32 protein-coding genes and 1 tRNA gene are annotated in these 24,752 nt (G+C 35.5%); 13 read left to right on the forward strand and 20 right to left on the reverse strand.

What is annotated here, in order from left to right:
• Positions 1 to 29: 29 nt before the first annotated feature.
• Together SOI76_RS11995 and SOI76_RS12005 are read left to right on the forward strand one after the other, a co-directional pair.
• Positions 30 to 263 (forward strand): DUF2171 domain-containing protein, encoded by a 234-nt coding sequence (locus SOI76_RS11995; protein WP_016141633.1) that lies wholly within the window; start codon positions 30 to 32, stop codon positions 261 to 263.
• 295 nt (positions 264 to 558) lie between these two features.
• On the forward strand, positions 559 to 1,500 hold the full coding sequence (locus tag SOI76_RS12005) for a metal-dependent hydrolase (RefSeq protein WP_104080212.1): 942 nt from the start codon (positions 559 to 561) through the stop codon (positions 1,498 to 1,500).
• A gap of 54 nt (positions 1,501 to 1,554) precedes the next feature.
• Here the strand turns inward: SOI76_RS12005 and SOI76_RS12010 are convergent, their stop codons facing one another.
• From SOI76_RS12010 to SOI76_RS18700, 3 genes are all read right to left on the reverse strand, one after another.
• Positions 1,555 to 2,109, reverse strand: coding sequence for a TetR/AcrR family transcriptional regulator (locus SOI76_RS12010; RefSeq protein WP_104080211.1), 555 nt, complete (start codon positions 2,107 to 2,109; stop codon positions 1,555 to 1,557).
• A 647-nt stretch (positions 2,110 to 2,756) separates the two neighbouring features.
• Positions 2,757 to 3,179 carry a hypothetical protein gene (locus SOI76_RS12015; RefSeq protein ID WP_104080209.1) on the reverse strand — a complete coding sequence of 141 codons (423 nt, stop codon included), beginning with the start codon at positions 3,177 to 3,179 and terminating at the stop codon, positions 2,757 to 2,759.
• Positions 3,180 to 3,270: 91 nt separating this feature from the next.
• Complete coding sequence (locus SOI76_RS18700; RefSeq protein WP_005076872.1) at positions 3,271 to 3,396, reverse strand: YHYH domain-containing protein; 126 nt, start codon at positions 3,394 to 3,396, stop codon at positions 3,271 to 3,273.
• 154 nt (positions 3,397 to 3,550) lie between these two features.
• On the opposite strand from SOI76_RS18700, the gene SOI76_RS12020 reads away from it, so the two are divergent.
• Positions 3,551 to 4,093 carry an AAA family ATPase gene (locus SOI76_RS12020; protein ID WP_104080208.1) on the forward strand — a complete coding sequence of 181 codons (543 nt, stop codon included), beginning with the start codon at positions 3,551 to 3,553 and terminating at the stop codon, positions 4,091 to 4,093.
• A 220-nt stretch (positions 4,094 to 4,313) separates the two neighbouring features.
• Here SOI76_RS12020 and SOI76_RS12025 read toward each other — a convergent pair whose 3' ends face one another.
• Positions 4,314 to 4,652 (reverse strand): hypothetical protein, encoded by a 339-nt coding sequence (locus tag SOI76_RS12025; RefSeq protein WP_016141636.1) that lies wholly within the window; start codon positions 4,650 to 4,652, stop codon positions 4,314 to 4,316.
• Between the two features lie 282 nt (positions 4,653 to 4,934).
• Positions 4,935 to 5,702, reverse strand: coding sequence for a class I SAM-dependent methyltransferase (gene yafE, locus SOI76_RS12030; RefSeq protein ID WP_104080207.1), 768 nt, complete (start codon positions 5,700 to 5,702; stop codon positions 4,935 to 4,937).
• 197 nt (positions 5,703 to 5,899) lie between these two features.
• On the opposite strand from yafE, the gene SOI76_RS12035 reads away from it, so the two are divergent.
• From SOI76_RS12035 to SOI76_RS12045, 3 genes are all read left to right on the forward strand, one after another.
• Positions 5,900 to 6,574 carry an HAD family hydrolase gene (locus SOI76_RS12035; protein WP_104080206.1) on the forward strand — a complete coding sequence of 225 codons (675 nt, stop codon included), beginning with the start codon at positions 5,900 to 5,902 and terminating at the stop codon, positions 6,572 to 6,574.
• 233 nt (positions 6,575 to 6,807) lie between these two features.
• Positions 6,808 to 7,293 (forward strand): Lrp/AsnC family transcriptional regulator, encoded by a 486-nt coding sequence (locus SOI76_RS12040; RefSeq protein WP_104080307.1) that lies wholly within the window; start codon positions 6,808 to 6,810, stop codon positions 7,291 to 7,293.
• Positions 7,294 to 7,471: 178 nt separating this feature from the next.
• On the forward strand, positions 7,472 to 7,588 hold the full coding sequence (locus SOI76_RS12045) for a hypothetical protein (protein ID WP_004793556.1): 117 nt from the start codon (positions 7,472 to 7,474) through the stop codon (positions 7,586 to 7,588).
• 15 nt (positions 7,589 to 7,603) lie between these two features.
• On the opposite strand, the gene SOI76_RS12050 is transcribed toward SOI76_RS12045, so the two are convergent.
• From SOI76_RS12050 to SOI76_RS12065, 4 genes are all read right to left on the reverse strand, one after another.
• Positions 7,604 to 8,413, reverse strand: coding sequence for a pyrroline-5-carboxylate reductase family protein (locus SOI76_RS12050; RefSeq protein ID WP_104080205.1), 810 nt, complete (start codon positions 8,411 to 8,413; stop codon positions 7,604 to 7,606).
• A gap of 355 nt (positions 8,414 to 8,768) precedes the next feature.
• Entirely contained in the window at positions 8,769 to 8,990 is a 222-nt protein-coding gene (locus SOI76_RS12055) for a hypothetical protein (RefSeq protein WP_104080204.1), read from the reverse strand.
• A gap of 213 nt (positions 8,991 to 9,203) precedes the next feature.
• The gene (cspV, locus tag SOI76_RS12060; RefSeq protein WP_032055504.1) at positions 9,204 to 9,419 is read right to left on the reverse strand and encodes a cold-shock protein; all 216 of its coding nucleotides are present in this window, start codon (positions 9,417 to 9,419) and stop codon (positions 9,204 to 9,206) included.
• A gap of 241 nt (positions 9,420 to 9,660) precedes the next feature.
• Positions 9,661 to 10,593 (reverse strand): lauroyl acyltransferase, encoded by a 933-nt coding sequence (locus tag SOI76_RS12065; protein WP_104080203.1) that lies wholly within the window; start codon positions 10,591 to 10,593, stop codon positions 9,661 to 9,663.
• Positions 10,594 to 10,832: 239 nt separating this feature from the next.
• On the opposite strand from SOI76_RS12065, the gene SOI76_RS12070 reads away from it, so the two are divergent.
• Positions 10,833 to 11,450, forward strand: a complete 618-nt coding sequence (locus SOI76_RS12070; RefSeq protein WP_104080202.1) for a LysE family translocator — start codon at positions 10,833 to 10,835, stop codon at positions 11,448 to 11,450.
• Between the two features lie 97 nt (positions 11,451 to 11,547).
• On the opposite strand, the gene SOI76_RS12075 is transcribed toward SOI76_RS12070, so the two are convergent.
• The 3 genes from SOI76_RS12075 to SOI76_RS12085 form a co-directional block, all read right to left on the reverse strand.
• On the reverse strand, positions 11,548 to 12,093 hold the full coding sequence (locus SOI76_RS12075; RefSeq protein WP_104080201.1) for a glycoside hydrolase family 108 protein: 546 nt from the start codon (positions 12,091 to 12,093) through the stop codon (positions 11,548 to 11,550).
• 29 nt (positions 12,094 to 12,122) lie between these two features.
• Positions 12,123 to 12,512, reverse strand: coding sequence for a hypothetical protein (locus SOI76_RS12080; RefSeq protein WP_104080200.1), 390 nt, complete (start codon positions 12,510 to 12,512; stop codon positions 12,123 to 12,125).
• A gap of 209 nt (positions 12,513 to 12,721) precedes the next feature.
• Complete coding sequence (locus tag SOI76_RS12085) at positions 12,722 to 12,976, reverse strand: hypothetical protein (RefSeq protein ID WP_016141646.1); 255 nt, start codon at positions 12,974 to 12,976, stop codon at positions 12,722 to 12,724.
• A 673-nt stretch (positions 12,977 to 13,649) separates the two neighbouring features.
• Here SOI76_RS12085 and SOI76_RS12090 point away from each other — a divergent pair.
• Positions 13,650 to 14,321 carry an XRE family transcriptional regulator gene (locus SOI76_RS12090; protein WP_104080199.1) on the forward strand — a complete coding sequence of 224 codons (672 nt, stop codon included), beginning with the start codon at positions 13,650 to 13,652 and terminating at the stop codon, positions 14,319 to 14,321.
• 151 nt (positions 14,322 to 14,472) lie between these two features.
• Here SOI76_RS12090 and SOI76_RS12095 read toward each other — a convergent pair whose 3' ends face one another.
• Positions 14,473 to 14,706, reverse strand: a complete 234-nt coding sequence (locus SOI76_RS12095) for a hypothetical protein (RefSeq protein ID WP_002119938.1) — start codon at positions 14,704 to 14,706, stop codon at positions 14,473 to 14,475.
• Positions 14,707 to 14,881: 175 nt separating this feature from the next.
• A tRNA-Met gene (locus SOI76_RS12100) sits at positions 14,882 to 14,958 on the reverse strand.
• Positions 14,959 to 15,214: 256 nt separating this feature from the next.
• On the opposite strand from SOI76_RS12100, the gene xseA reads away from it, so the two are divergent.
• Together xseA and xseB are read left to right on the forward strand one after the other, a co-directional pair.
• Entirely contained in the window at positions 15,215 to 16,480 is a 1,266-nt protein-coding gene (gene xseA / locus SOI76_RS12105) for an exodeoxyribonuclease VII large subunit (RefSeq protein WP_104080198.1), read from the forward strand.
• Complete coding sequence (xseB, locus tag SOI76_RS12110; RefSeq protein WP_104080197.1) at positions 16,470 to 16,664, forward strand: exodeoxyribonuclease VII small subunit; 195 nt, start codon at positions 16,470 to 16,472, stop codon at positions 16,662 to 16,664. The genes xseA and xseB overlap by 11 nt, the downstream gene beginning before the upstream one ends.
• Positions 16,665 to 16,926: 262 nt before the next feature.
• Here xseB and SOI76_RS12115 read toward each other — a convergent pair whose 3' ends face one another.
• Both SOI76_RS12115 and SOI76_RS12120 read right to left on the reverse strand, forming a co-directional pair.
• Positions 16,927 to 17,145 carry a hypothetical protein gene (locus tag SOI76_RS12115; protein ID WP_104080196.1) on the reverse strand — a complete coding sequence of 73 codons (219 nt, stop codon included), beginning with the start codon at positions 17,143 to 17,145 and terminating at the stop codon, positions 16,927 to 16,929.
• A 47-nt stretch (positions 17,146 to 17,192) separates the two neighbouring features.
• Positions 17,193 to 17,786 (reverse strand): LysE family translocator, encoded by a 594-nt coding sequence (locus SOI76_RS12120; RefSeq protein WP_057074231.1) that lies wholly within the window; start codon positions 17,784 to 17,786, stop codon positions 17,193 to 17,195.
• 441 nt (positions 17,787 to 18,227) lie between these two features.
• Between SOI76_RS12120 and SOI76_RS12125 the strand changes: the two genes are divergently transcribed.
• Positions 18,228 to 18,557, forward strand: coding sequence for a hypothetical protein (locus SOI76_RS12125; RefSeq protein ID WP_104080195.1), 330 nt, complete (start codon positions 18,228 to 18,230; stop codon positions 18,555 to 18,557).
• A gap of 475 nt (positions 18,558 to 19,032) precedes the next feature.
• Complete coding sequence (locus SOI76_RS12130; protein ID WP_104080194.1) at positions 19,033 to 19,389, forward strand: four-helix bundle copper-binding protein; 357 nt, start codon at positions 19,033 to 19,035, stop codon at positions 19,387 to 19,389.
• Positions 19,390 to 19,984: 595 nt separating this feature from the next.
• On the opposite strand, the gene SOI76_RS12135 is transcribed toward SOI76_RS12130, so the two are convergent.
• The 3 genes from SOI76_RS12135 to actP all read right to left on the reverse strand — a co-directional run bounded on the left by SOI76_RS12135 (position 19,985) and on the right by actP (position 23,370).
• A complete protein-coding gene (locus SOI76_RS12135) occupies positions 19,985 to 20,392 on the reverse strand; it encodes a GFA family protein (RefSeq protein ID WP_104080193.1) in 408 nt (135 codons plus the stop codon).
• A 29-nt stretch (positions 20,393 to 20,421) separates the two neighbouring features.
• Complete coding sequence (gene cueR / locus SOI76_RS12140) at positions 20,422 to 20,823, reverse strand: Cu(I)-responsive transcriptional regulator (RefSeq protein ID WP_004642046.1); 402 nt, start codon at positions 20,821 to 20,823, stop codon at positions 20,422 to 20,424.
• A gap of 75 nt (positions 20,824 to 20,898) precedes the next feature.
• Positions 20,899 to 23,370 (reverse strand): heavy metal translocating P-type ATPase, encoded by a 2,472-nt coding sequence (gene actP, locus SOI76_RS12145; protein WP_104080192.1) that lies wholly within the window; start codon positions 23,368 to 23,370, stop codon positions 20,899 to 20,901.
• 166 nt (positions 23,371 to 23,536) lie between these two features.
• On the opposite strand from actP, the gene SOI76_RS12150 reads away from it, so the two are divergent.
• Positions 23,537 to 23,737 carry a heavy-metal-associated domain-containing protein gene (locus SOI76_RS12150; RefSeq protein WP_104080191.1) on the forward strand — a complete coding sequence of 67 codons (201 nt, stop codon included), beginning with the start codon at positions 23,537 to 23,539 and terminating at the stop codon, positions 23,735 to 23,737.
• Positions 23,738 to 23,784: 47 nt separating this feature from the next.
• Here SOI76_RS12150 and benM read toward each other — a convergent pair whose 3' ends face one another.
• Entirely contained in the window at positions 23,785 to 24,744 is a 960-nt protein-coding gene (gene benM / locus SOI76_RS12155; RefSeq protein ID WP_004702719.1) for a LysR family transcriptional regulator, read from the reverse strand.
• Positions 24,745 to 24,752 lie beyond the last annotated feature (8 nt).

Here is a 24,752-nt window from a genome sequence, read left to right on the forward strand (position 1 = left end):
TTTTTCTATTTCCAAAGAAGAGGTCCAAAATGAATACTTTAAATATTAATGATATTAAAAAACATGCTGATGTCATTGCTTCATGTGGCACAAAAGTAGGAACTGTCGACCATCTTGATGGTGAGAACCAACTCAAACTCACCCGAGATGAAAGTGGCCAACATCACCTTATCCCTACTGGATGGATTGGGGAAGTCAAAGAAAACCAAGTCATTCTGAATAAAAATTCAGAAGAAGTTAAAGAGCAATGGCAAGCGATCTAGGCTTGAAGCACGGCGAGTTATTCACCGTGGTCATTTATAATTAAAATATTTCAGTATAAAAATAAATGAGTAGGCTTAAATTATTTTAGGCCTAAATGATAAAAATGAAGGCTCCTTTTTATTAAGGAGCTTTTTTTATTGCATAAGCTTCAAAAACACGAAGTGACATTGTTTTTTATCTGAACAAACCATTCAAGAGATATTTTTGTCCCTTAAGCACATGGTGATTAAGTTATCTGAATGCTAAAAATGACCCATTCGCATTAAATGAACAATTATGAATAGGGTGACGGATATGCTCACAGGGAATCATCAGCTTAAAGCAAGAAAAGTACATTTTGATTTTGCGGAGTCATCCGTCTGCTGGATGCCGAATGATCCTCTATGCTCTCATGTCGCCAATGGCATTAACATGCTCTTGCCGGCTGGTGAATTTTGGTTTTGCCGTGTGTTTAATAAAACCCTGCCTTTGATTACCGATGAAGCACTAAAACAAGAAGTGATTGGATTTGTCCGCCAAGAAGCTGCTCATGCACGTGCCCATGAAAAAGCACAGGACTTCTTACGTGAAAATGGTTACGACATTCAAGAAACACTCAACCGTGCCCATTTTGTTTTTAACATTTTATTGGGTGACAAACCTTTAGGCATACCTTTTTTAAAAGGTGAAAAGCTAGATGAATATTGGTTACTTTTTCGGGTAGGTGTGATCGCCGCAATCGAGCACTTTACCGGAACTATTGGTCAATGGACACTCGACAGTAATACTTGGGACCAAGCTGACCCTGCCATGGCAGATTTATTCCGTTGGCATTTGGCTGAAGAAGTTGAACATCGATGTGTTGCTTACGATTTATTTGAGCATCTCTTAACAAACAAATTTGGTTTTTATGTGTCGCGCCAAGTGATTATGGCGGCGGTTTTCCCACTGTTTATTTACTTCCTTGCTGACTTTGCCCGTAGTCTAGGTAAGCAGGATTTAGAGCACGAGGATATTCAAAAACTAATGCGCCGTGGCTACTTCAAAATTATTCGTGAATTTGAAAAAACCGCGACTCGCTCAGACAACTTACCGACCATAAAATATTTGTGGAAAGCGACCTTAAGATGGGTTTCTCCAAAATTTAACCCGCTTCATGAGGGAGACACCGCGCAAGCTTTAGCTTATATGGCTCGCTCGCCTGCGGTTCAATATTTTGAAGGAATGCATTCTGCAAAATCTGTGTCATTAAGTTAAACATTCTGAAATAAAAGCCCCTGAGTTGGGGCTTTTTTTTAAGGTTTTATCTGATTAAGCCAAGTTTAAAAAGAAATAATCTAATAATCGTGCTCTATCATCTACACTATTTGTGCCTAAAAGCTGAACCATCGCGCCATCAATCATAAATAAAAACATATAAGCATCTTGGACCGAAGCGGTCGATTTGAGTGTTAAAAGCAGCTTATATATTTCCTCAATAAACCAGTTTCTGTAGTCAACCACAATTTTATAGGCAACTGGATAAAGCTTTTCAATTTCAAAAATTGCCTTAAATGGCAAACGGTAAAAACCATCTAAATTGGCATGTAGAAAGTAAATCTCCTTAAGTTTATCGAGCACCATTTGTCCATTGTAGGAATAGAGAATTGAAAATACTTTATCTTTTAGCGCATCTTTCTGGAAAGTAAGACTCATCTCAATGAGACGTTCTTTTGAATGGAAGATTTTATAAAACGTAGTTTTAGACACTTGTGCTTCAGCAATAATTCGATCAACACCGATTTTTTGAAACCCATCTTGATTAAATAAGTCTTTTGCTACGTGAAGCACTTTTAATGCTGTAAAGGAAGATTGTAAATTTGGCATAGATATACCGCTTAAAATAATTTTTTGTTGTATGTAAATGAGATAGAAATACCGTCACTCTTAAAATGAGTGCTAAAAACAGACATGAATAAGCAGCACCAAAACGGCGTGCTCACCTATCTCGGGTTTTATTGTTGCTATGATTTTTAGTCGTAACGATTCTTAAGGCGTAGAAAACCTAGAGTCGGTTAAACCGTTTTAAAGACCAGTTAGGCGGTATAAAAGAGAGTTTGGCAAAGGCCATTAAAGAAGAAATAGTACGCATGAGCGGACTCCTTTGGCTATAAAGAAGCTTCACTACATTACTGTCAAATAATGGTGGTGAAACGAGAGAAGGTTGACAGACTGATAGCCAAAAGATCAGCACACCCGAAGGTGTCCCCCTCCCGTTCCACCGCAGAGGGGGCACGCAGGGATGCCCACAAAAAAGAGAGACTTTTTCGTGTGCGTTGGCTATCCGACCTGTCAAAGTCGACTGGCAATGTGGCCAGCAGGCAAAGGATAATCGGAGGGGTTTTAGGTGTCAATGTGATATTGGCTACAAATAAAGCTTTAAAAACATGAATAAAAAGATTTATTAATACCTTAGAGAATGCTTTTCTTTTTTTAGATTTAAAAATGTAAGGTAAACTTAAAAATGCACTTCGTTATATTAATTCATTAAGACTTTGGATACCGAGTTTTACGCCATAGCTACCTTCACTATCGCTATTAAGCCAACCACCATTAATTAAAGCTGGCACAGTCTTATTTATCACTTTACCCGCTAATAATTTGGCATCATCTCTACTTAAATAGCCAACTGTTAAACCATTAATTTCAATTTTAACTGCGTTCTTGTCATAAGCATTAAAAGGTTCAGAAACAACTCTAGCCATTACTTCTACATATTTTGACTTTTCTTGTTTAGGCCCAGCAATCTTTCTTAAATTTGCTTGATAAGATTGCTCCCCAACAATATCAACCAAATAGACTATTGATCTTTCATCAGTGAGATTTTTCTTCTTATGCTTTTTACTTAATATTAAAAATAAAACCAATAAGCCAAATACTCCCAATATCATTTCCATTCTTTTTTCCTCTTATTATTCATAAAAAATATAAAACTAAAAATATTAAAAAGAGTAAACCAGAAGTCAGCTTACTCTTTCATACCCTTATTTAATGACAATGATGGTCACCTGTTTTACTATTTGTATGGCATCCTTTAGAGTTTGTACCCCCAGAATGAGCATTAACCTGTGTAACTGCTAAACCGATTAGACAAATGAATAAAAGTTTTTTCATGAGTTTATTTCCTTCAAGTTGGAATTATAATTGAGTTTTTATTGTACAAAATAAAATTATTAAGCTTTGATAAAACAGATGAGTGACTTATAAACTTTAGTCTAGTTTTTATTTATAACCATTTTATTGAAATATTCATTTAAAAAGATAAAGCATGAAAATTTGTATTGTAGGCCCTTCTGGTGCTGGTAAAACAACTATCGCTAATAAATTAGCCCAGCAATTAAAGATATCAACTCATCCATTTGATGAGATCTACTGGAATATAAGTGGAAGTGAGTTTGTAAAGAATTCGGAAGAAAAGATCTCACTGGGTATTAAAGAAATTATCTTACAAGATAGCTGGATTGTAGAGGGAGCTTACGACAAACGTTTGCTTCCATTATTGCTTGAAAGCTCATTAATTTTAAAGTTGGAAGTTCCTTTTTATTTAAGAACAAGAAGGCTACTACAACGTTACTTAAAGTCTGTAGCTACAGGCAAAAAACCTAAAGAAACTTTAAAAAATACAATCGAGCTAATTCGGTTTTCATATAGCTTTGAGCAACGTTTAGAAAATTTCTTAAGTAGTCATACTCAACTCTCTAGCAAGGTTATTTCTATTTGTGACTTTTCAACAGCTATTCAGGTGGTCCAAACAAACTTCAATAATTTATGTGACCCATTGAATCATGATGACAAAACGAAAGCGGGTTAACAGACTCATCATCTAGTAACTTACATGCAGAAATTCTCTCTTTCCCATGCTTAAATAAAGAAAATAAAAGAAATTTTAGGTGTTAATGTGATATTAGGTGGATTTTTAAGATTTATTTTCTAGTTTAATTGGCAGATTATATTTAGTAATACACCGATAAAATGGATAATTAAATCCATTTTATCGGCTTGCTAGAATCGGTTTTTAAAACCTTATTTTTTTATTGTTTAATATATTTTGGAAACTCTTTTAAAACCTTATGACAAAAGTGGCCCTGTGTGTCCTCTTTCTTACGCTCTTCAAACTCCTTCATACCAAATTTCATGACTTCTCTACCGTATTTTTCGCCGAGATCATGTTTAGTACATTTTGCAGCAGCATCCTTTAACTCTTCTGAATAATAGTGATAGTTGCAATCAAGTTGAGCACGGCTTAAAAAACCATGTAGCTCTACTGCTTTCTCACACTGTGTTTGCTCTAAAAGATTTCTAGACTCTTGAGCAGCATAAATTGATGTTGCTACGAATAAAGTGAAAATCGTTACTAAAAAATTACGCATTATTTCCCCGAAAAAGTTATTAAAAGTATTAGTGATAATATTGCGGGCGTATTAAATAATAATTATTTATAAGTGTCTATTAATAATAAAGAAAATAGGATAAAATCTCTTCTCTTTTGAATACTTAATCACCTTAATAAAATTGGGTGATTAATTTTTATCAAAAATAATATTAAATTTTTTTATAGCGATCTTTAATATAGTCCAAGTTATTCAAGAAAAGAGTTTTAGCAATATTTAATTGATTTCTACACTACTAAAACCCTTACTCATTTCAGCGCTTTAAAATCCTAGTTTCTTAAAGACAAAATAACCCACATGGCTTTCAAAGCTACCGTCATTTTGAATTTTGAAATACTTCTTCACGAGGTCAGATGAACCTTCCTGCAAATAGCGTAAAGTTTTGATTTGATCTTCAGGCGTTTTCATTCGCTTTACCCAACTATCAAAGTCTAACGCGAGCGTTTGTTTATCTAAACCTACCAAGTCAAAGCCTGCATCTTCAATAAAATACATCCACTCTTTGACACTATAGTTTCGTACATGACTTGGGTCTCGAATCGTTTCGATGGTCTGTAAAAACGTATCTAATATGGGCGAGCTAGAACTGATAATGTCTACAAAAATAACAATACCATCAGGCTTAAGCACGCGGTTTATTTCTTTCATAGCCGTCGGAACATGTTGCCAGTGATGAGCTGAATATCGGCTAATCACGACATCAAACTGCTGATCACTAAAAGGCATGTCTTCAGCAATGCCCTGCTGCACAAAGATATTTTTTAATTTACGTTGGCTAGCAGCCTTAGACACGGTGTCTAACATTTCATGAGATAAATCGTAAGCAAAAACAAGGTCAGCATGTGGAGCAACATTATACGAGACATGACCACCACCACAGCCTAAATCAAGAACTACAGCCTTTTCAATTTTCTGAACTTCATTAATAAATTTATTAAATTCAATCCCTTCAGAATGAGCTTGGCTGTTTAAATAATCGATAGATTTATTTTGATATTGTTTTTGGTTTATATCGTGCTGGGTGATCATAACCTTGCTCCTCCTTTGTAATGGAATCACATTAAAGGAAAAGTTAGATAAAAAATAATGATTAGTTTTTCTTTGATTGATAAATAAAAGTTATTATTTAATTTTAACTTGATACACAGCAATGACAAAATGTGAAACTTCTAAACTTAGTTAGATCGCTATACTGTTTGTATCTAGAAATTTTATAAGAACAGTAGATGCAAAAAGCCATTTTATTCGATTTAGATCAAACTCTACTTGACCGAAATACATCCCTTATAAAATTTGTTGAGTGGCAAGTAAACTTTTTTCAATTAGTATCACAAGAAAATAAACAAGCTTTTATTACTAGATTTATCGAATTAGATAACAATGGAAGTGTGTGGAAAGATTTGGTTTATTCTCAATTATTAGAAGATTTTAATATAAAAACCTTTAGTGTTGAGAGCCTACTTGAATCATACATTAACGACTTTAATAAGTTTTGCCGCCCTTTTGAGAAAGTTCCAGAAACAATTCAAAATCTTTATCACAAAGGACATAAATTAGACTTAGTTTCTAATGGAAAATCACCTTTTCAAGAAAGCAACTTTTATGCGCTTGGACTCAGAGAGTTTTTCTCTACAGTCATTGTCTCAGAAGCGATAGGTATACGAAAACCAGATCCACGAATATTTGAGTTTGCATGTAAGGAACTCGACTGTATTCCTAATCACTGTATTTTTGTCGGAGATAACCTTAAAGCCGATATCGAAGGTGCTAGAAAAGTCGGAATGCGAACTATCTTTTTTCACCCAAATCCTTCTATCAACTCTTCTTTAGCAGATGAAAAAATTCATCATTATGAACAGTTAGAAACAGCAATTAATACATTAGAAAATTTCATTCTTTAGAAAAGGATATTTGTTCTTTTATTAAATCCACAAAGAGCACTGTTTAGTCACCCTTACTGAAACAGTGCTCTTTGCTCCATCCCAACCTCTATCCAGAAAGGTTCGATGCATAGAAATAGTGTATGTACCTTTGACTCAAAATGTTTCCTGTATTTTTTAAAATTTTTAAACATTCACAGCATAAAAATAAAGTATATTGAATTTTATCAGAAGATTCTTCTTTGGTTTATATTTTGAACAGAACAGAATACACACTAGATCGTATAGATCGGAAAATTTTATCTGCGTTACGTAGTAATGGCCGTTTAACCGTTGCTCAATTGGCCGAAGAAGTTGGTCTTTCATCTTCTCCATGCTGGACACGACTAAAACGTCTGGAAACTTTAAAAATTATTGAAGGATATACGGTAAACGTAAACCAAAAAGCGATTGGCATTCATGAAGTTTTTTTTATTGAAATTACTTTAGAGCGCCATGACGACGAAATGCTAGAGAAGTTCAGCGAAGCATTAGCAGATATACCTGAAGTAGTGGAAGCGCATCTCGTTACAGGTGACTATGATTATTTGGTGAAAGTAGCAGTCAAAGATGCTGACCATTACGAACGATTTTTAAGAAAAAAACTTTATTCAATTAAAGGAATACGCCACACCCGTTCGACCTTTGCCCTACGCCCTCTCAAATCTGCCAATACAGCCGATTTAATGTTAATTGAATAAAAGGGTTAAACACTTACAGTTAAATCTTTAATTTATTGATTTTAAAATCTTTATTAATTTAAATGCTAAAAAATATAACAGATAATAGCTCTGTTATATTTTTTTTAAAAAATTCTGTATCTATGATTACAGCCACTACTTCTTCAAAATGTAATTAATCTGAATTGGAGGCATCGCCATGAACATTTTGAAGAAAAAAAATAAGGCCAGTTTTGTATTCTTTATTATTACTCTCTACTCTTTTATTGGGTTTGGCTTAGGTTTCATTATTTGGGAATACTTTTTAAAGGCCTAAGTTGCGCAAAAAGAGTTAATTAACTTCTGTAATAATTTCAGAAGTAATTTCTTTACTACGATGATATGCGGCCTTCATTGCTAAACGTATATCATCGGATAGGTTCCCTAGCTCAAACATTCTTAGAGCTGATTCTGTAATTCCGTTAGCCAAAGTGACTTTCCCGCACAAATCTGCAGGTGGGACATTACTTTTACGAACCATTTCAACTGCACCGCTGGCCGCTTGGAATGCTAAATCTAGGGCAAATTGCTTATCAAGCCCTAAAGAAACCCCTGTCTTTATCATGCTATCTAAAATATAGAAAAAGTAAGCTGGACCCGAACCAGAAAGCGCAATAATTGCATCGGTTTGTGATTCAGAGGGCGCCCAAAAGGTCTGTCCCGTTGCAGAGTATAATGACTCGATTAAGTCTTTATCGAGTTGGTCCATTTGCTCTGAAGCAATAAGTACATGCGTACCCGTATGTGTAAGCACAGGCGGATTTGAAATCACACGGACAATTTTTTTTGAACCTGTAAAACGGCCCAAGTTTGCAATATCAATCCCTGCCATCATTGAAACAATGATTTTATTTGCTAACACTTTTTTAAGAGGTACAAGTATCTCTTTTAACTGTTTAGGTTCTAATAGCAATACAACAATTTCAGCTTTTTTTAATCCATTTTCATTTTGCTTTAAAGCATTTGTAGGATTAATATTTTTCTCTTCAATTAGATGTATTTTTTCTTTTTTAAATCCTTTTAAAACCAACCCTCCTATTAAAGCCAAAGCTAAATTACTACTACCAACAAAGCAAATATTAGGGTGTACTGCATTTAACATTTAAAATGTTTTCCTTTCTTAAGAGAGGCTTATAACAATAAATATTTCTATTAATTATGAATATTAAATTTAAGATGACCGTCTGAATTCTGTATAAAGAACCCATTTTAATAAAATATATTATTAAAATGGGTTTTGTTTTATTTGCGCAATAAATAAAACAACTTTAACTTAAGCCTAATGTAGTAGCTTTATAAGCAAAGACCACCTAAGAATTGTTCAAAATATGTAACTATTACTATAGTATTGTAAATAGTCTATATCTCTGTAAGAGAATAAAATTTTTCAATTGAGCTTATTAAGTAGAATATCTTTTATTTACAATAATATTGTAGGTGTATTTTTTTAACTTTAATTAAATCTTTTCTTTTTTTTCTACAATTCGCTCTGCTCTTCTTGTTGCTTGCGCTAAATCTATATCTTCGCACACCCAGAAAGAAAGAATTTTTCCAGATAAATGAAAGTGTTGTTTAACATATTGAGAACTATGATCCGAATAATGATCTTCCACTTTAAAAGTATCTTTATTATTTTCTATTTTTTGACCGTCAAAAATACCGCCAATACAAATATCCATTTTAATACCAAAAATTTAATAAATCATATTATAACATAAAATTAATGAAGCCATTCTAAACAAGTATTTGATACTTCTCTTTTATTTTAAATACAATTTGAGTTTTAAATTATAAAAAACCCACAAATTTAAGTGGGTTTTCGCAAAATACTATATGTTTAAATATAATTTATTTAAAAATGTATTTAAATTCAATAAAGTATTTTTATTTAATTATGAGTTTTGAAGAATAACAATATTTGAAGCCTGTGGCCCTTTTTTACCTTGTACTACAGTGAACTCAACACGTTGCCCTTCGAGAAGAACTTTAAAACCTTGTGTTTGAATATCGGTAAAATGAGCAAAAATATCTTTGCCTTCATCAGTTGCAATAAAACCAAAACCTTTAGTTTCATTGAACCACTTTACTGTACCAGTAGAATTAGACATGTTTTAATCCTGAATCTTTAAAATATTATAACTTATTATTGGGGGAAACCAATTTAACTAAAAAATAGACGTGAAAACTTAAACAACTGAAAACCGAAGGATTATAAATAAAACTACGAAAATAGAAATTTATGATGACAAGAATATTTTGTTAGTTATGCTCGATAATACACGCTTCAAAATCATTTGCAATCGATATTCAACATAATTAAAGCAACAAAAATTCTATGCCTCTTTATCCCTAGTAAAACTTCTGTTCACCAGCAGGACGTGTCTTAAAACGTCGGTGAAACCACATGTATTGTGTAGGGGCAATACGAATTTGATTCTCAATAATCTTGTTTACTCTTTCAGCGTCACTGACTTCACAGCCACTTGGGAAGTTTTCTAATTTTGGTTCTACCAACACATGGTATTGAGGGTTACGAATATTACCACTACGGTAAAAATATAAAGGCACGGCTGCTGCTTTTGAGATATCCATTAGTCTGCGATGAGCTGTAACTGTAGCGGCCTGAATACCGAAAAATGATGCCATGACACCTTGTTTTAAGCCAAAGTCCTGATCTGGGCTATACCATATCGCATGACCATGTTTAAGATTTTGGATGAGTCCACGCATGTTATCTCGAGCAATCTGGTTCTTATACACTCTTGCACGACTACGATGAATCAGAAAATCTAAAAACGGATTGTTTTGAGGTCGGTAAACTACGTCCATATTAAAGAATAAAGTACACGCCGCTCCACCTGCATCTAAAAGCGTACTGTGGGTACCTAATAAAAGTACGCCATTTTCCTGATTATTGGTTAAATTTTCTAAACCATCTATGTGGACACGGCTTTTAAACCAATTTGGGCAATACCAAGCATTTAGAGCTTCAAATACACCCGTTAAAGTATCAACAAAAACCTGTTTAGCTTTTGCCTCAATTTGCAAAGGTGTTTTTTCTGGGAAACATGCTTGTAAATTACGTAGTGTAGTTTTTCTTCGAGAACTTAAAGATTTCCACGCTATTTTTGATAGTAAGTCAGCAAGGCGCCATTGAATAGCCCAAGGTAACATCGCAAATAACATTAGAATAAAAGCTAAAAACCATATACCCCAATATTTAAATGATAAAAAGGAAAATTGAAACTCGCCAGATTTAAACTGCCGTTCATTTTTCGTCATACTATAGATTTCTTGAGGTATAGACTTAGCATACTAACATGCTCAATTTTTAACGTTGTGTGCTTATGTTGCTTTCACTTTTATAGTTTTATATGCCCTATTTATTTATACAAATCTATATTTTAAATATTTAATCTATGTAAGACTTAAATATACATAACCTTCTGTATACAACAATTATTTTCTCATTTAAAGTAACCGCACAATCTTGCCTCAATTGATAAATAGGATATATCAGCGTGAGCGGTCTTTTAGTATTTATAACAATAGCATTTCTTACCCTATTAAGCCCAGGACCGGGAGTTTTATTTACTGTCACAAATTCAATTAACTATGGTGTTAAAACTGCTTTGTTTGGAATAAGTGGTTTAATTATTGGTATGTTTGTGATTGCTGTAATTTCTGCCAGCGGTGTAGGACTTATTATCACCAGTAACCCTACTATTTTTACGGTTTTAAAATTTATTGGTGCATTTTATTTAATGTATCTAGGATATAAAAACTTTACTAAAAAGCCTCCTTCACAAGAGTTAATGACTGCTCAACAAAATAGTAAAGTTATAAGTAAATTTAAACTATTTTATGAAGGTCTGCTCGCCTCTTTACTTAATCCAAAAACAATCGTATTTTTTATTGCACTCTTCCCTCAATTTATTGATATCAAGAAAGAAATTTTAAATCAGTTTTTAATTCTCTCTTTAACCTTTTGTTTTATCGGTTTTTTAATTCATTTGGTCTACGCAAATTTTTCTTCTATTTTTAAAGAGAAAATGTTGGCGGGCAATAATTTCTCGATCCTCAATAAAATTAGTGGTGCTATTTTCTTTGTTCTCGCAGTTTTACTCATCGCCCAATAAATTATTACTTAATATATTATGTTTTAAAAGCCTAAACTCATGGTTAGGCTTTTCAAGTCTTTTGATCTTTAAATATATTTTTATCTAATTACAATTTTTAGACCACTACTCTGTTTAATATCCAACCATAAAAAAAATCTTCATACTTGGGGTTATTCTCTGTAATTTCGATATAACGCTGCCCTTGCATAATATTTAAAACACGGACTAACACCTTTTCACCTTCTTTATGTCGGTTATTTAAATACATCTTAAGAGCTTGAAAAGTAAGAGGACCATATTGACCATCTACCACAAGATTTGGCCAACCTTCTTTTCCCTCTTTATTCAGCAGATTTAAAGCACGTTGTAATAAAGGCTTTGCAAAATTGACACCACAGTTGATAGCTGTATCGAGTAACTCTTCGGCAATAGCGGGGCTAATCGTATCAATTTGGTCAAACTGAGGTTCAAGCCAATATTGTTGTTTATAGATAGATTTAGCCACGGTTAATGGTAAATCTTGCATATGACCTTGATATCCATTTGATCGAGCGACGGCTTCTGTAATACCAAATTTAGTGGCATGGCCGTGATCAGATGGATGGTTAACATAGCCGCCTTCTCGGCTGATGAGTGATTCTAAGTATTGATCAATATTCATTTTATTTTACCTATATGATTGAATCCGTCTTAACTATTTTGAAGATCATCTTTCGCCTTTTTTAGGTCTTTCATGACCTCCACAATCGTTTTACCTTCTTGTTTATTGATAAAGTTAAATACCCATCTCACAATAGCCCAGCCCGGTAATCCGCAAATGAAGAAGAATCCACATAACGTGATCATTCCCCAAATATCGGATACCCATTCATGTAAATTCCATTTCATAATAATGAAGGAACCGCCTGTCAGACTTGAAACTACGGTACAGATGAGACCCACAATCCATTCTTGTGGTGAACGCGGAAAACGCATCATTAATACAACTGCGACAACTAAGCTGACTGCAAAAGCCACCATAATGGCAATACTATAAATATTTAAAAAAGTGGCTAACCCACTGGTTGAAACTGTTTCCATGACTTTGTCCTGCTTTAAAGGATAAAACTTAAAAAATCAACATAATCATTAGCTTGTTGTTTTTTATGTTTTATAGTTACCCTTAGTTTTCTTTATTACAGTCAATAAAAAACACTAACGCTTTTAAACCGCGCCAAATCGCAAGACGAACTTATCCTTGACCCCATGTTTCAGGGGCCCAAGAAAGAATGTTTGTATGCTAAAGCCTGTTAGTGTGCACTGCTTAAGGCCTGTTCAATCAACTCAATTACTGTGATTGCACCTAGCGCTTTTTGCATAGAGACTTGATCATCAAATATGAATGCTTCATCTTCAAGTTCATTGACAATCTGCTTTGCCTCCTCGAGTGCTCTTTTTATTTTTTGTACCTTATATTTGTTTACGTCTTTTGCAATTGTTGGGACATACCCTCCACGTTTTGCATTTTTAAGTTGTTTAGCTCTGTTCTGCATTGCTGTAGTCATTCACTATCTCCAACTCAACTCACTCGTTTAGTAAGGCGTCTTTATCGTTTGTTATTCTTGAAGTTTTCATACATTCTCTCAGCAATATAGCCAAGCTATTACTACAAATATGTGTCCGAAACGTTTCTTCTGGTACAACAATCATAAAGACCTAAACGTTATATATTTAAAGCCTTAATTTACAAATAAATATTTCCTTTTCTAAAAATGTAAAAAAGTATTAAACCTTCTAGAATTAAACATTTTCCATACTTTAATTTTTTGACCAAAAAGTTCATATAAGGCTTTGCCGTATATCGGAAACTTTTGTTAGAGCTCACAAACTTTGTTAAATTCTTCATGTTCTTGATACCCTTTATCGACGAACATTAAGCCTGATCCACGGAATCGGGCTTTTTTTATTCCAATTTTTGTTTTGATAGCCTCTTAGCAAATAATAATTGAGCTATCTCCCTTTTATTCTGCTACTTATAGAAACAAAATAAATTTAGCTTTGATCTCAACACCCTGATAAAGCTAGAAATAGTGACTTAAACACAATTTAAACTTTATCTATGCAGCTGAAGATATAACTGATATTATAACTATAGTTATTGTTAGTCAATAACTATAGTTGTTTTACTCGATATAACTTTAGTTATATATTTGTTATAAGTTTGCTGGTGTGACCATTATGGCTCTTAAAGACCGTTTAAAAGATTCTAGAATTAAAGCCAAAAAAACTCAGGCTGAAGTGGCAGAAGCAGTAAAAATGTCTCAGCCAGCCTATCAGGCTTTAGAATCGGGGAAAAATTTGAAATCTGCGTTTCTTCCTTTAATTGCTCAGTTTTTAGGTGTGGATGGTTATTGGTTAACAACTGGCAATACAGAAGATTCATTTAGAGAAAGCGACGTATTTAGCCCTACTGTGGTGAGTGCTGAATCTACCGATCAATATGTCTGGATTGAAGTTGTAGAAGCTAACTTTTCTTGTGGTACGGGTGAATCTATAGAGTTTCACTTTGATGCTATTAATGGAAAAATTCCTTTCCCCGCTTCATTCTTTAAAGAAAAACGTGTTGCTCAAGAATGCATGCGTATTATTAAAGCAAAGGGCGATAGCATGACCGACTACATTAAAGATGGAGATTTGGTGGGTATTGATATCTCACAGTCTGAAGTCATTGATGGTGAGATTTATGCGGTTTACTTTGCTGGCGAAGGAATGATTAAACAAATTTTTAAAGAAGCAGACGGTTCTTTAATTTTGCATAGCTTAAATGAAAAATTTAGAGATCGACGTGTAACTGAAGAGAACGGAAAGAACTTTAAAGTGATGGGCCGTCAGTTTTGGCGGGCAGGCTAATTAAGCTATTAAATATAGCTAAAATAATAATTTCATTGCTTTAATAGAGTTTACCTTTATATAACTTTAATTATTTATATAACATGTAGACATAAAAAAACCTATCTCCATTAAAAGAGATAGGTTCTCTCGATTTATTACCATGGTTTTATCAACAATATGTATTTAAACGATAAAGTTGATTAAATCCAGCGTAGAAGCTTTTACCATCTTGGTTTAACTCAATTTCTTCACCAGACTGAAGTTGAATTTTTTTACCAACTTCGACCCAACGATATCCATCGAGAGAGTTTTGCTTACGCACGTGAGGAACAATCCTCACATTAATTTCGTTGCCATTTACGGCTGTGGCAATGTGCCACTCATTTACTATATTCACAATCATTCACTCATCACTGAGCTCATGTGATTTAACGGTATGTAATTAGAACGCTAGATTTAGGGTATGGACAGTTCGTCTAGAATTTAATATTTAGCTTTATATAGGGTTATTTATAAGCTAATAGCTTTTCATAATTTTTGTATTATGAAAAGTGGTACATCACAGAGCATAATATTTTTGGATGCGGGAGTCGGATTTGAACCAACGACCTTCGGGTTATGAGCCCGACGAGCTACCAGACTGCTCCACCCCGCAATTGGAAGTAAGCTTTATACGCTCATATATTTTATAAAGCAAACTTTATTTTTTAATCGGTTGTAATTATTACCAATTCTCTTTTTATTATTTTTTCATTTTAACCATTCGGTCTAAATAGCGATATCGATTTCCAGCTTTTAGTTGTTTAAATTGTTGTATTTATTTTAAACAGAACCTGATATTCATAAACAGCAATTGCCTTGGATGGGTGGCTTTTATACTATCTAGTTTGGCCCTTTAATCTTTAGTTCCTATGTCTGAACCTCAGTTTTCCCTTAGTGAATATCTCGGCACAGTTCAGGAAGTTATCCGTCTGGCCTTTGATGAACCAGTTTGGGTAAAAGCAGAAATTCGAAATTTAAATGTTAAAGGTGGCCATTATTATCTAGAACTCGCAGAAAAAGATGCCGAGACAGATAAAGTCATTGCTAGTTGTAAAGCCACAATCTGGAAATTTTCAGCAAGTAAAATTGTTTTAAAGTTTGAACGTGAAACTGGTATCGAAATCTCAAGTGACTTAAATGTGCTTATCAAAATTAGAGCACGTTTTGATCCTCAATATGGGTTTTCGGTCAATATTGAAGAAATTGACTCAAGCTTTACATTGGGTGAAATTGCTAAACGTTATCAGCAAATTATTGAACGACTCACTCAAGAAGGCTTAATTCATAAAAATAAACTCCTCCCTACTCCTTTTGATATCCAAAATGTTTTAGTGATTGCCCCTCAAAATGCAGCGGGCCTCGGCGACTTTAAAAAAGATGCGGATGCTCTAGAGAGAAATGGGGTTTGCCATTTTGTGTATCACAGCGCGACATTTCAAGGAAATACGGCTGCAACCAGTTTGATTGAGTCTTTAGGTTCAGGTTTAAGACAATGGGCCAGCACATTTACATTTCCACCAGATTTGATTGTGATTATTCGTGGTGGTGGTGCTGTTAATGACTTGGCTTATTTAAATGATTATGAGCTTGCCGCTCTGCTCTGCAAACGCAGTGTACCGATTTGGGTGGGAATTGGTCATGAAAAAGACCGTACTATCTTAGATGAGATTGCACACCGTTCGTTTGATACACCGAGTAAAGTGATTGCTGGTATTCGCAACCATATTGTTGAGCGTGTACAAGAAGCAGTAGATAGTCTACAAACCATCAAGCTGCTTTCTCAGCATCAAATCACGACCTATCAAAGCAAGAATGATCAACTGCTTCATCACATTAAGTCATCCGCACAAAATCAACTTAACTCGGCGCATCGCTTGCTTGATCAGATGAGAGAACGTATTCAGTTCAGCTCACAGCAACAAGTTAAATTTTCATTAGCTCAAATCGAATCTTTAATGAAGGAAATTCTTTTGCAAAATCCTAAACAGGTCCAAGCCAAGGGCTATGCAATTGTCAGATCCGAAGGAAAAGCGATTCGCTCTATCCATCAAATTTCAAGCCCTGCCATTGCTATTGAAATGCAAGATGGTGTGGTAGAAGCCAACATTACACAGGTAATCCCAAATGAAGAATGAAGAGTTAACCTTTAAGGACGCCCATGACATTTTGAAGAAAAATGCCGAATTATTAGAATCTCAAGAAAGCCCAGATATTGATAATTTAATGAAAATCGTTGAAGAATCGATTACTGCTTATAAAGCGTGTAAGTCACGTATAGAAGCTGTTCAGCAAGCTTTAGATGAAACATTTAAAGAATAAATTGAATAGAAAAAGCCCATTCCTACTTCTCATTGAAGGAATGGGCTTAGTGAAATCCACTTAATCCTGAAATACAAAAATGTGGATTAGGTCACACTTTTGCATAAGCATAGTCCCATAACCATTTTAGATGTTCAATATTTTAATTGTGTCTGTAGGTTAGTTTGACTTAATTTTCACCAAATCTTAACTAAACTTCTATTATTAAGATCAAACCAGACACAAGCTCTACTCATGATTATCGTTAAACTTAATTTAAGACCTATTCCTCGCTAAAAGGTCCAATTAATTGATAAATTTTGCCATCTTTTGGATTTTCATAGAGTAAATCCATATTAGGCAAAATAATATCGTCATTAATTTCAATATGTTCAACGCTCCTATGAAGTTCAAGTGCGTGATCATTCATTGGTCTAACTTTTGCCAAAGCAATTGTTTCTTTATCAAACTGATCCTTGATAATTACTTTTAATCTTGTCATGAAAATCTCCTGAAAATTAAATTTTTAATATAAATAATGGGTTAAGTTTAAAATGAGCTAATCGCAGAATAGCCGATTGGCATCGCAAAAAAAGTTAAAATAAATGCAGCCGTACGTTGTAAATTACGTTGGTTTAACCAAGTTACTTTGTTTGAAATTAATACGGTTCCAAAAGCAATCCATAAAAATGCAATGGGTGTAATTAATGATAAAAAAATAGCAATATGCACAAAATAAACGTGAAGCACTTCCCATGCTGCATGTGGAAAAATAGCAGAAGCAAAGAGTAAAGCTTTAGGGTTTAAAAGTGTTGCAACAAATAAAGCCTTAGGCGTAATCAGTGGGCTGTCTAATTTGATGTCATTTGTTGATGTTATCCAAAGTTTAAATGCAAGGTAGAGAATAAAAGTTGCACTTATTAACTTTAATAAGGCAGGAAGCCAAGGGATAAAATGTGAAACTGACTCCAGCAAAATACCCCACGAAGTAATTGCAATGAGATAACCCATCACTTCAGCAGGAATAAGTTTAAGAGACTGCTTCACCCCTGCTTGTATTCCGGCTGAGGCTAACAATGTATTCGTTGGGCCTGGAGTCAACAAAATGGTGACCACAAGTCCAATAAATATAAATGACACCATAGGCAACGAACTCTTTAGTTATGCTAGGCGAAATATGTCAAAAAGGAATATCTATTGTCGACAAAATGGTTGTAACAAGAAATATTAATATTTAATTATTTATTTTTAAAACAATTAATTAAGTTAAACTGACCTTAAATTCACTTACAGTTTCAACAATTTTAAATATGCAAAATTGATCACAAAAATAGAGAATAACGAGCTATTTTTACAAGCTCATCAAAAAAACTAACTCGAGATTTTCACTCAAAAAAATAAGTTGTTATTTTTAATATATTGCACTCATTTAGTTTACTTAATAATCGTTTTTCTTACTTGAAATTTTCGAATTGATCAATATATAAACAACTAGAAATCGTGATTTTACTGAATATGATGTCTTGCTCCCCATCAATTCATTGATCGCCGCTTTCATCACATAAATCAGATGATGGAGGATGCATGATGAATGCTTATGTTCGCCCTCATCCAGATGGTTTTAAATCTTATTTAGGAAAGAATCAGAAAACCGGACTCTACATTGTACGAATTGGTTGGACGGTTTATGAAATGAATGGCAATGGCTCTGTTGTGTACATTGTCAAAAATGAAGATACGATTCCATTGGATGTAGAAAAGTTTAAAACTGACCGTCCCAAAATTTATGCTGCTCTTCTAAGTGAAGTTCAGTTTCAACGCAAGAAACAACTTGCGATTGATCTCCAACAATCCAATATCCCTTCTTATGACCGTAAAGCCTACAAAAAACGCCGTGGCTTTATCAAATCCTAAACTTATTTTCCTCTGTAAACGCATATAGAAAAAGCACCCTCGGGTGCTTTTTCCGTTAACGACCTGTTGCGATTAATACAAACATACTCAGTATTAGTGTGCTTAATGATCGTTTGCAATGTATGTGGACTTCATGCTCAGCTCCGTGAGCGTACTGATTAACGTTTTCCATTTCGTGTGCCCTTAAAGTTCACACTGATAATTTGCACAAATTTCAAACAATAAGAAATTAGCCAAAAGTATTATATCGAATCAAATTTTAAACCTAATTTTTTTATCGGTATTTCGCGTTTTATAAATCAACTCGAACCGATCTAACTCAAATAGATGTAACATTCTTATACGAGGTTAACTCCCTATGGAGCGTTTGTAGACCTTTCATTTCAAACTCACCTGCCAAAGAAATGATTTTATAAAATGAAAAAAGATAACAATATTCTGTTTTTTAATAATAGTCTTCGACAGGAGAACTCTTATGGAAATGCAACAAGAAACCAACCCTTCTTTATTTTGTGATACCTCTACCTCAATCCAAGCATGCATTGAATGTATGATTGCATGCAAAACCTGTGCAGCAGCCTGTTTGCAAGAAGAACATGTAAGTATGATGCGTGAATGTATTAAGCATTGCATGACATGCGTAGAGATCTGCCAACTTTGTACGTCGTTAGAACTAAGAAACTCAGAACTAGCAGAGCCAGTAATGCAACTTTGTGCAAATGCATGTCAACTTTGTGCAGCGGAATGCAGCAAACATGAGCATGAACATTGTCAGATCTGTGCGAAAGCATGTTTAGCCTGTGCTCAAGCTTGTCTTGCCTATCGTGCTTAAATAATTTTCCTGATGTAAAGCCTACGCTTCTTTAGATCGTAGGCTGATTAAAATACATTAAATAACAATAAATTATATATTTATTATTTAAGGAATACTTTTTTATAGGCATAAAAAAAACCCGCATCTTGGGGAAAATGCAGGCTCTTAGATCTCCCACAACGACCATGAGTTCATTATTAAACTTGAACTTTAAACCGTTAACTAAATGTACAGCGAATAAAAATAAAAAGCAATACAGAATAGTCTGTATATTTGAAATATTTTATTATTTTTACATTACTTTTTCATAAATAAGTTAAAAATATAAGCTATCTCTACATAAGAAATAGTTTTTACAGGCATTAAAAAAGCCCGTTTCACGGGCTTTTCTGCAACGGTGAGCAATCTAAGATTTGTGTCTATCCATCTCTTGGTTTGCTCTTTGCTAGCTATATGTAAGGTCTTATCGTATCTTTTGCCCTGTCCCAAGTTTCCCTGTGGATCGAGGAGATATTACGATTACCTTAGGTACAGTTATAGCACATTATTTATTCATGGCTAGTCTTGTTCACGTTTTTTTACAAATGAATAAAATACGATCTAACCTTAATATTTAAGGGTTTTCTACCCCATTTTGGTATTGGCGAGCATTATCGCAAATTGGATACCACTTCACTTTTGAAGACACAAAAGCATGAGAGATGACTGACGTCGATATTTCCTCATTAATCAGACCTACCCTTAAACGCACCACCTCAGGTTTATCTAGACGTTCACTCCAGATCGGTGAACCACAAGTTTTACAGAACACTCTCTTTTTGTTTGGAGAAGCAAAATAAGCCTGTAAAAGCTTTTCACCTTGCACAATATTTAAGTTACTTTTTTGTACTTGGGTAATGGCAGCAAAAGCAGCTCCTTGTGCTTTTTGACATTGTGTACAATGACAAACCATGATGGGTGCTAATTCGCTATTAATTTGCAGTTGAATCCCATTACAAAGACAAGAAGCTGTATAAGCCATCATTTTTCCTTTTTTTATTTTAATGAAACTTAGCTTACACCCACACCTTTTTCAATATGATCTAAGATGGCACAAGAAGCTTGTTGGTTACCGCAGCAATCATCGGCTGAAGCCTGCAAAATATTGACCATTTCTTGTAGATGAGCAATTTTCTGTTTTAATTCGGCAATGTGTTTTACGGTTAAGGCTTTCACCTCAGCACTCTGCCGATCTGTGTTTTTCCAAAGCGAAATAAGCTCTTTCATCTGTTCTGATGAAAAACCTAACTCTCTCGCGTGTTTTAAAAAGTTTAAAGTTTTAAGGTCTGTTTCTGAGTAAATACGATAGCCAGAAGCAGAACGCTGAGCTGCTTCAAGTAAACCGATTTCTTCATAATAGCGAATCATTTTCGCCGAAATGCCCGAATGTTTGGATGCCTGACCGATATTCATCTCACACCTCAAATACTAAATTTGGTTTAAGACCTGCTGTCATGATCTTAAACCAAAAGTTGATTTTCAGCACGCTTACTGTACTGGCGCATGAAAGCGTTTTAAGCGTAACGCATTGCCTAAAACAAAGACTGAAGAAAGTGCCATCGCGCCTGCTGCAAACATAGGTGAAAGTAACACACCAAATGCTGGATATAGGGCACCTGCTGCAATTGGAATAAGTGCAACGTTATATACAAATGCCCAGAACAGGTTTTGGCGTATGTTTCGCATAGTTGCTTTACTTAGCGCAATTGCGTTCGGTACGCCTTTTAAACTGCCTGACATCAGCACCACATCGGCAGCTTCAATAGCAACATCAGTTCCTGTACCAATGGCTAAGCCCACGTCTGCTTGCGCCAAGGCTGGTGCGTCGTTAATACCATCACCAACAAAAGCTAAGCGACCATATTGTTTTTGCAGTTGGCGAACTGTGTCCACTTTGCCCTCGGGTAAAACCTCGGCCACAACTTCATCAATGTTCAGCTTTTTGGCAATGGCTTGTGCCGTATGACGGTTGTCTCCAGTAATCATTGCAACCTTTAACCCAAGCTGATGTAAGGCCTCAATCGCAGTATAGGTTGTTTCTTTAATTGGATCTGCCACGGCAATAATTGCTGCAAGTTGCTGGTCAATGGCAACATAGAGTGGTGTTTTGCCTTCTTCACCCAATTGAGCAGCAATCGCTTGGAATGAGCTGGTATCTAAACCAAGTTGGTGCATATAACGATCTGCGCCAATTTGTACTTTTTGGCCTGAAACTTCCGCTTCAATACCTGAACCTGTAATTGAGTTAAATGCTGTTACGGGTAATAAGTTTAAGCCTTCACTTTCTGCTGCTTGAACAATGGCAAGCGCAATTGGATGTTCAGACTTGGCTTCGATAGAGGCAACGAAAGTCAGCAATTGTTTACGTTCAAAACCTGATTGCACATTAAAGTCTGTCAGTGTCGGTTTGCCTTCGGTGAGCGTACCCGTTTTATCAACTGCAACGACCTGCGCTTCTTGTAAAAGCTGTAAAGCTTCACCTTTACGGAACAAGACACCTAACTCAGCACCACGTCCAGTACCGACCATAATAGAAGTTGGTGTTGCAAGTCCCATCGCACAAGGACAAGCAATGATCAGTACCGCAACAGCATTCACTAAACCAAAAGTCAGCGCAGGCTCTGGCCCCAAAATAAACCAAACCAAGAAAGTAATTGCAGCAATTAACATGACTACAGGCACAAACCACATAGTGACTTTATCGACTAAGTCCTGAATTGGAAGTTTAGAACCTTGGGCTTGTTCAACCATTCGAATAATTTGTGAAAGTACAGACGAAGAACCAACGGCGGTTGCCCGAATGTTTAGAGTACCGTTTTGATTGACTGTACCCCCGACCACCTGATGCCCTACTATTTTTTCAACAGGAACAGGCTCACCCGTAATCATAGATTCATCAATATAGCTGTGCCCTTCAACCACCTCACCATCGACTGGCACACGTTCACCCGGACGAATTTCTACAATAGTTCCACTGACCACTTCGGCAACAGCAACTTCCACCACTTGACCGTCACGTTGAATACGGGCTGTTTTTGGCTGCATTCCTACCAAATGTTGAATCGCTTGCGAAGTACGTCCTTTAGCTTTGGCTTCAAAATATCGCCCAAGTAAAATTAAACTAACAATAACGGCAGCCGCTTCAAAGTAAACATTGACCGTGCCTTGTGGTAACACATGCGGCATAAAGGTTGCTACAACTGAGAAACTGTAAGCAGCCAAAGTTCCAACAGCAACCAGCGAGTTCATATCTGGCGCTAAACGCCATAAGGCTGGGATACCTTTTTGGTAAAAACGGCGACAAGGAAAAACAAGAACTAAGGTGGTTAAAACAAACTGTAAAAGCCAGCTATTGTATTGACCAATGGTGTGCATGACCCACATGTGAAAAGCTGGAATTAGATGTGAACCCATTTCCAAAATAAACACAGGTAAAGCCAACACAATCGAAATGATCAAATCTTTTTTGAGCTGATCTAACTCTGACGCTTTTTTATCGAGTTGCTCATCTTGATTTTTTTCAGATACTTTCGCGTTATAACCTGCTTTTTTAACAGCGCGAATTAAGTCTTCAACATTGACTGAATTATCTGCCTGCACCCAAGCCTGCTCTGTTGCTAAATTGACTGTGGCTTCTTGAACGCCGTCTACTTTTTTTAGGGCTTTTTCAACTCGTGCAACACAAGATGCACAGGTCATGCCCTCAATAGACAACTCCACTGGCGCAGCTTTTGGAACATCATAACCAGCTCGTTCAACTGCTTTAACCAATGCTTCACGCTGAATCGGTTGATTTGAATAAACAACGGCTTTCTCTGTTGCCAAATTAACGTTGGCAATTTCTACATTTTCAACTTTCTTAAGTGCTTTTTCGACACGACCTACACACGAGGCACAGGTCATGCCTTCGATTGGAAGTGTTTCACTATATGCTGGCAATTTTGTGTTTTTTGAGTCCATCAAACACCTCTGCAAATCTGCAAAATTTAATATTCTGTATCGAGCATACAGATTCCCATCATGGGAAGGTCAAGCATATTTTTTTAAAAAATTAGTCTTGACCTTACAATCATGACAAGGTTTAGACTCAGTGTTATCCAAACAAACATCTCATTCTTGATGGAGTATGAACATGAAACTACTTATTGAAAATATGACTTGTGGTGGCTGCGCTCGTGGAGTGACTGCGACGATTCAGGACGTCGATCCAAATGCAAAAGTAGATGTAGACTTAGCGACCAAAATCGTGACTGTTGAAAGCAGTGAAAGCATCGACAAAATTACCGAAGCACTTGAAGAAAATGGTTTCCCAGCGAAAGTGCAATAAGATATAAAACCGCATAGCTTCAGCTTTTGAGGCTATGCCTGCTTTATTTAAAAATCGATACCGTCTGAATCATCTATCGGATTCTGATCGAGCGTGAAAACGGTGCGTTTATATGGAATACCTTCAAGATCATACACCTGATAAATACAATCAAACAAAAGCTGTAAGTCTTCACTTCGGTCCATTGCGCGTGCCGTAATGAAAATCGGACTGACTGCGCCGTTATCTAAAATCGGAATGTAATTTAAATGAGGAAAGCGAATAGTATCGGCACTGGCAGGAATAATACACAAACCTTCACCCGCTGCCACCAAGCCCAAAGCCAGTTGAATTTCCCGTATTTCATGCATATTTTTTGGAACCAAACTATGTTCGGCAAAAATGTTCAAAAGCTGGGTCGAAAAATTGGGTTTCGGCGAAGTGGGATACATAAACATCTTTTCATCAATGAGATCGGCCAAATATACCCCTTCCGTACGCTGAGCAATCGGATGACTCGTATGCGCAGCAACCACCAAGCGTTCTTTACGTAGCAAAATACGTCTCACCGCAGGATCACTAATTCTTAGGCGTCCAAATCCAACATCAATACGTCCTTCTTTTAATGCCTGTAGTTGCTCGGTTGTACTTAACTCCATTAATTGAATATTCAAATGAGGTTGTTGTTGCCGAAATAAATAAATGATTCGAGGCAGTAAACCATAGAGTAAAGACCCGACAAAACCAATCGTCACACTACGTTCAATTAGACCAATACGTTTGGTCATACTTTTTATTTCTTCAGCATTCGACAAAAGTTTAAGGGCGTGCTGATAAAAGAAATGTCCGGCTGGGGTTGTCTGTAAAGGACGGCTTCCACGCTCAAACAGTTGAATTCCAAGCTCACTTTCCAAATTTTGAATCTGTCGACTCAAAGGTGGTTGAGCAATAAATAGTTTTTCCGCAGCTTTTGTAAAGCTCTGCTCTTCAACAACAGCCACAAAATACCGTAAATGTCTTAGTTCCATAAGACTTC

The sequence above is a fragment of the Acinetobacter pittii genome, assembly GCF_034064985.1.
GTDB lineage: Bacteria > Pseudomonadota > Gammaproteobacteria > Pseudomonadales > Moraxellaceae > Acinetobacter > Acinetobacter pittii_H.

Bases quoted from the DNA above. Each gene is read 5' to 3' on its own strand.
- SOI76_RS11995 (WP_016141633.1), top strand. From the start codon at position 30: ATGAATACTTTAAATATTAATGATATTAAAAAACATGCTGATGTCATT.
- SOI76_RS12005 (WP_104080212.1), top strand. From the start codon at position 559: ATGCTCACAGGGAATCATCAGCTTAAAGCAAGAAAAGTACATTTTGAT.
- SOI76_RS12010 (WP_104080211.1), bottom strand. From the start codon at position 2,109: ATGCCAAATTTACAATCTTCCTTTACAGCATTAAAAGTGCTTCACGTA.
- SOI76_RS12015 (WP_104080209.1), bottom strand. From the start codon at position 3,179: ATGGAAATGATATTGGGAGTATTTGGCTTATTGGTTTTATTTTTAATA.
- SOI76_RS18700 (WP_005076872.1), bottom strand. From the start codon at position 3,396: ATGAAAAAACTTTTATTCATTTGTCTAATCGGTTTAGCAGTTACACAG.
- SOI76_RS12020 (WP_104080208.1), top strand. From the start codon at position 3,551: ATGAAAATTTGTATTGTAGGCCCTTCTGGTGCTGGTAAAACAACTATC.
- SOI76_RS12025 (WP_016141636.1), bottom strand. From the start codon at position 4,652: ATGCGTAATTTTTTAGTAACGATTTTCACTTTATTCGTAGCAACATCA.
- yafE (WP_104080207.1), bottom strand. From the start codon at position 5,702: ATGATCACCCAGCACGATATAAACCAAAAACAATATCAAAATAAATCT.
- SOI76_RS12035 (WP_104080206.1), top strand. From the start codon at position 5,900: ATGCAAAAAGCCATTTTATTCGATTTAGATCAAACTCTACTTGACCGA.
- SOI76_RS12045 (WP_004793556.1), top strand. From the start codon at position 7,472: ATGAACATTTTGAAGAAAAAAAATAAGGCCAGTTTTGTATTCTTTATT.
- SOI76_RS12050 (WP_104080205.1), bottom strand. From the start codon at position 8,413: ATGTTAAATGCAGTACACCCTAATATTTGCTTTGTTGGTAGTAGTAAT.
- SOI76_RS12055 (WP_104080204.1), bottom strand. From the start codon at position 8,990: ATGGATATTTGTATTGGCGGTATTTTTGACGGTCAAAAAATAGAAAAT.
- cspV (WP_032055504.1), bottom strand. From the start codon at position 9,419: ATGTCTAATTCTACTGGTACAGTAAAGTGGTTCAATGAAACTAAAGGT.
- SOI76_RS12065 (WP_104080203.1), bottom strand. From the start codon at position 10,593: ATGACGAAAAATGAACGGCAGTTTAAATCTGGCGAGTTTCAATTTTCC.
- SOI76_RS12075 (WP_104080201.1), bottom strand. From the start codon at position 12,093: ATGAATATTGATCAATACTTAGAATCACTCATCAGCCGAGAAGGCGGC.
- SOI76_RS12080 (WP_104080200.1), bottom strand. From the start codon at position 12,512: ATGGAAACAGTTTCAACCAGTGGGTTAGCCACTTTTTTAAATATTTAT.
- SOI76_RS12085 (WP_016141646.1), bottom strand. From the start codon at position 12,976: ATGACTACAGCAATGCAGAACAGAGCTAAACAACTTAAAAATGCAAAA.
- SOI76_RS12090 (WP_104080199.1), top strand. From the start codon at position 13,650: ATGGCTCTTAAAGACCGTTTAAAAGATTCTAGAATTAAAGCCAAAAAA.
- SOI76_RS12095 (WP_002119938.1), bottom strand. From the start codon at position 14,706: ATGATTGTGAATATAGTAAATGAGTGGCACATTGCCACAGCCGTAAAT.
- xseA (WP_104080198.1), top strand. From the start codon at position 15,215: ATGTCTGAACCTCAGTTTTCCCTTAGTGAATATCTCGGCACAGTTCAG.
- xseB (WP_104080197.1), top strand. From the start codon at position 16,470: ATGAAGAATGAAGAGTTAACCTTTAAGGACGCCCATGACATTTTGAAG.
- SOI76_RS12115 (WP_104080196.1), bottom strand. From the start codon at position 17,145: ATGACAAGATTAAAAGTAATTATCAAGGATCAGTTTGATAAAGAAACA.
- SOI76_RS12120 (WP_057074231.1), bottom strand. From the start codon at position 17,786: ATGGTGTCATTTATATTTATTGGACTTGTGGTCACCATTTTGTTGACT.
- SOI76_RS12125 (WP_104080195.1), top strand. From the start codon at position 18,228: ATGATGAATGCTTATGTTCGCCCTCATCCAGATGGTTTTAAATCTTAT.
- SOI76_RS12130 (WP_104080194.1), top strand. From the start codon at position 19,033: ATGGAAATGCAACAAGAAACCAACCCTTCTTTATTTTGTGATACCTCT.
- SOI76_RS12135 (WP_104080193.1), bottom strand. From the start codon at position 20,392: ATGGCTTATACAGCTTCTTGTCTTTGTAATGGGATTCAACTGCAAATT.
- cueR (WP_004642046.1), bottom strand. From the start codon at position 20,823: ATGAATATCGGTCAGGCATCCAAACATTCGGGCATTTCGGCGAAAATG.
- actP (WP_104080192.1), bottom strand. From the start codon at position 23,370: ATGGACTCAAAAAACACAAAATTGCCAGCATATAGTGAAACACTTCCA.
- SOI76_RS12150 (WP_104080191.1), top strand. From the start codon at position 23,537: ATGAACATGAAACTACTTATTGAAAATATGACTTGTGGTGGCTGCGCT.
- benM (WP_004702719.1), bottom strand. From the start codon at position 24,744: ATGGAACTAAGACATTTACGGTATTTTGTGGCTGTTGTTGAAGAGCAG.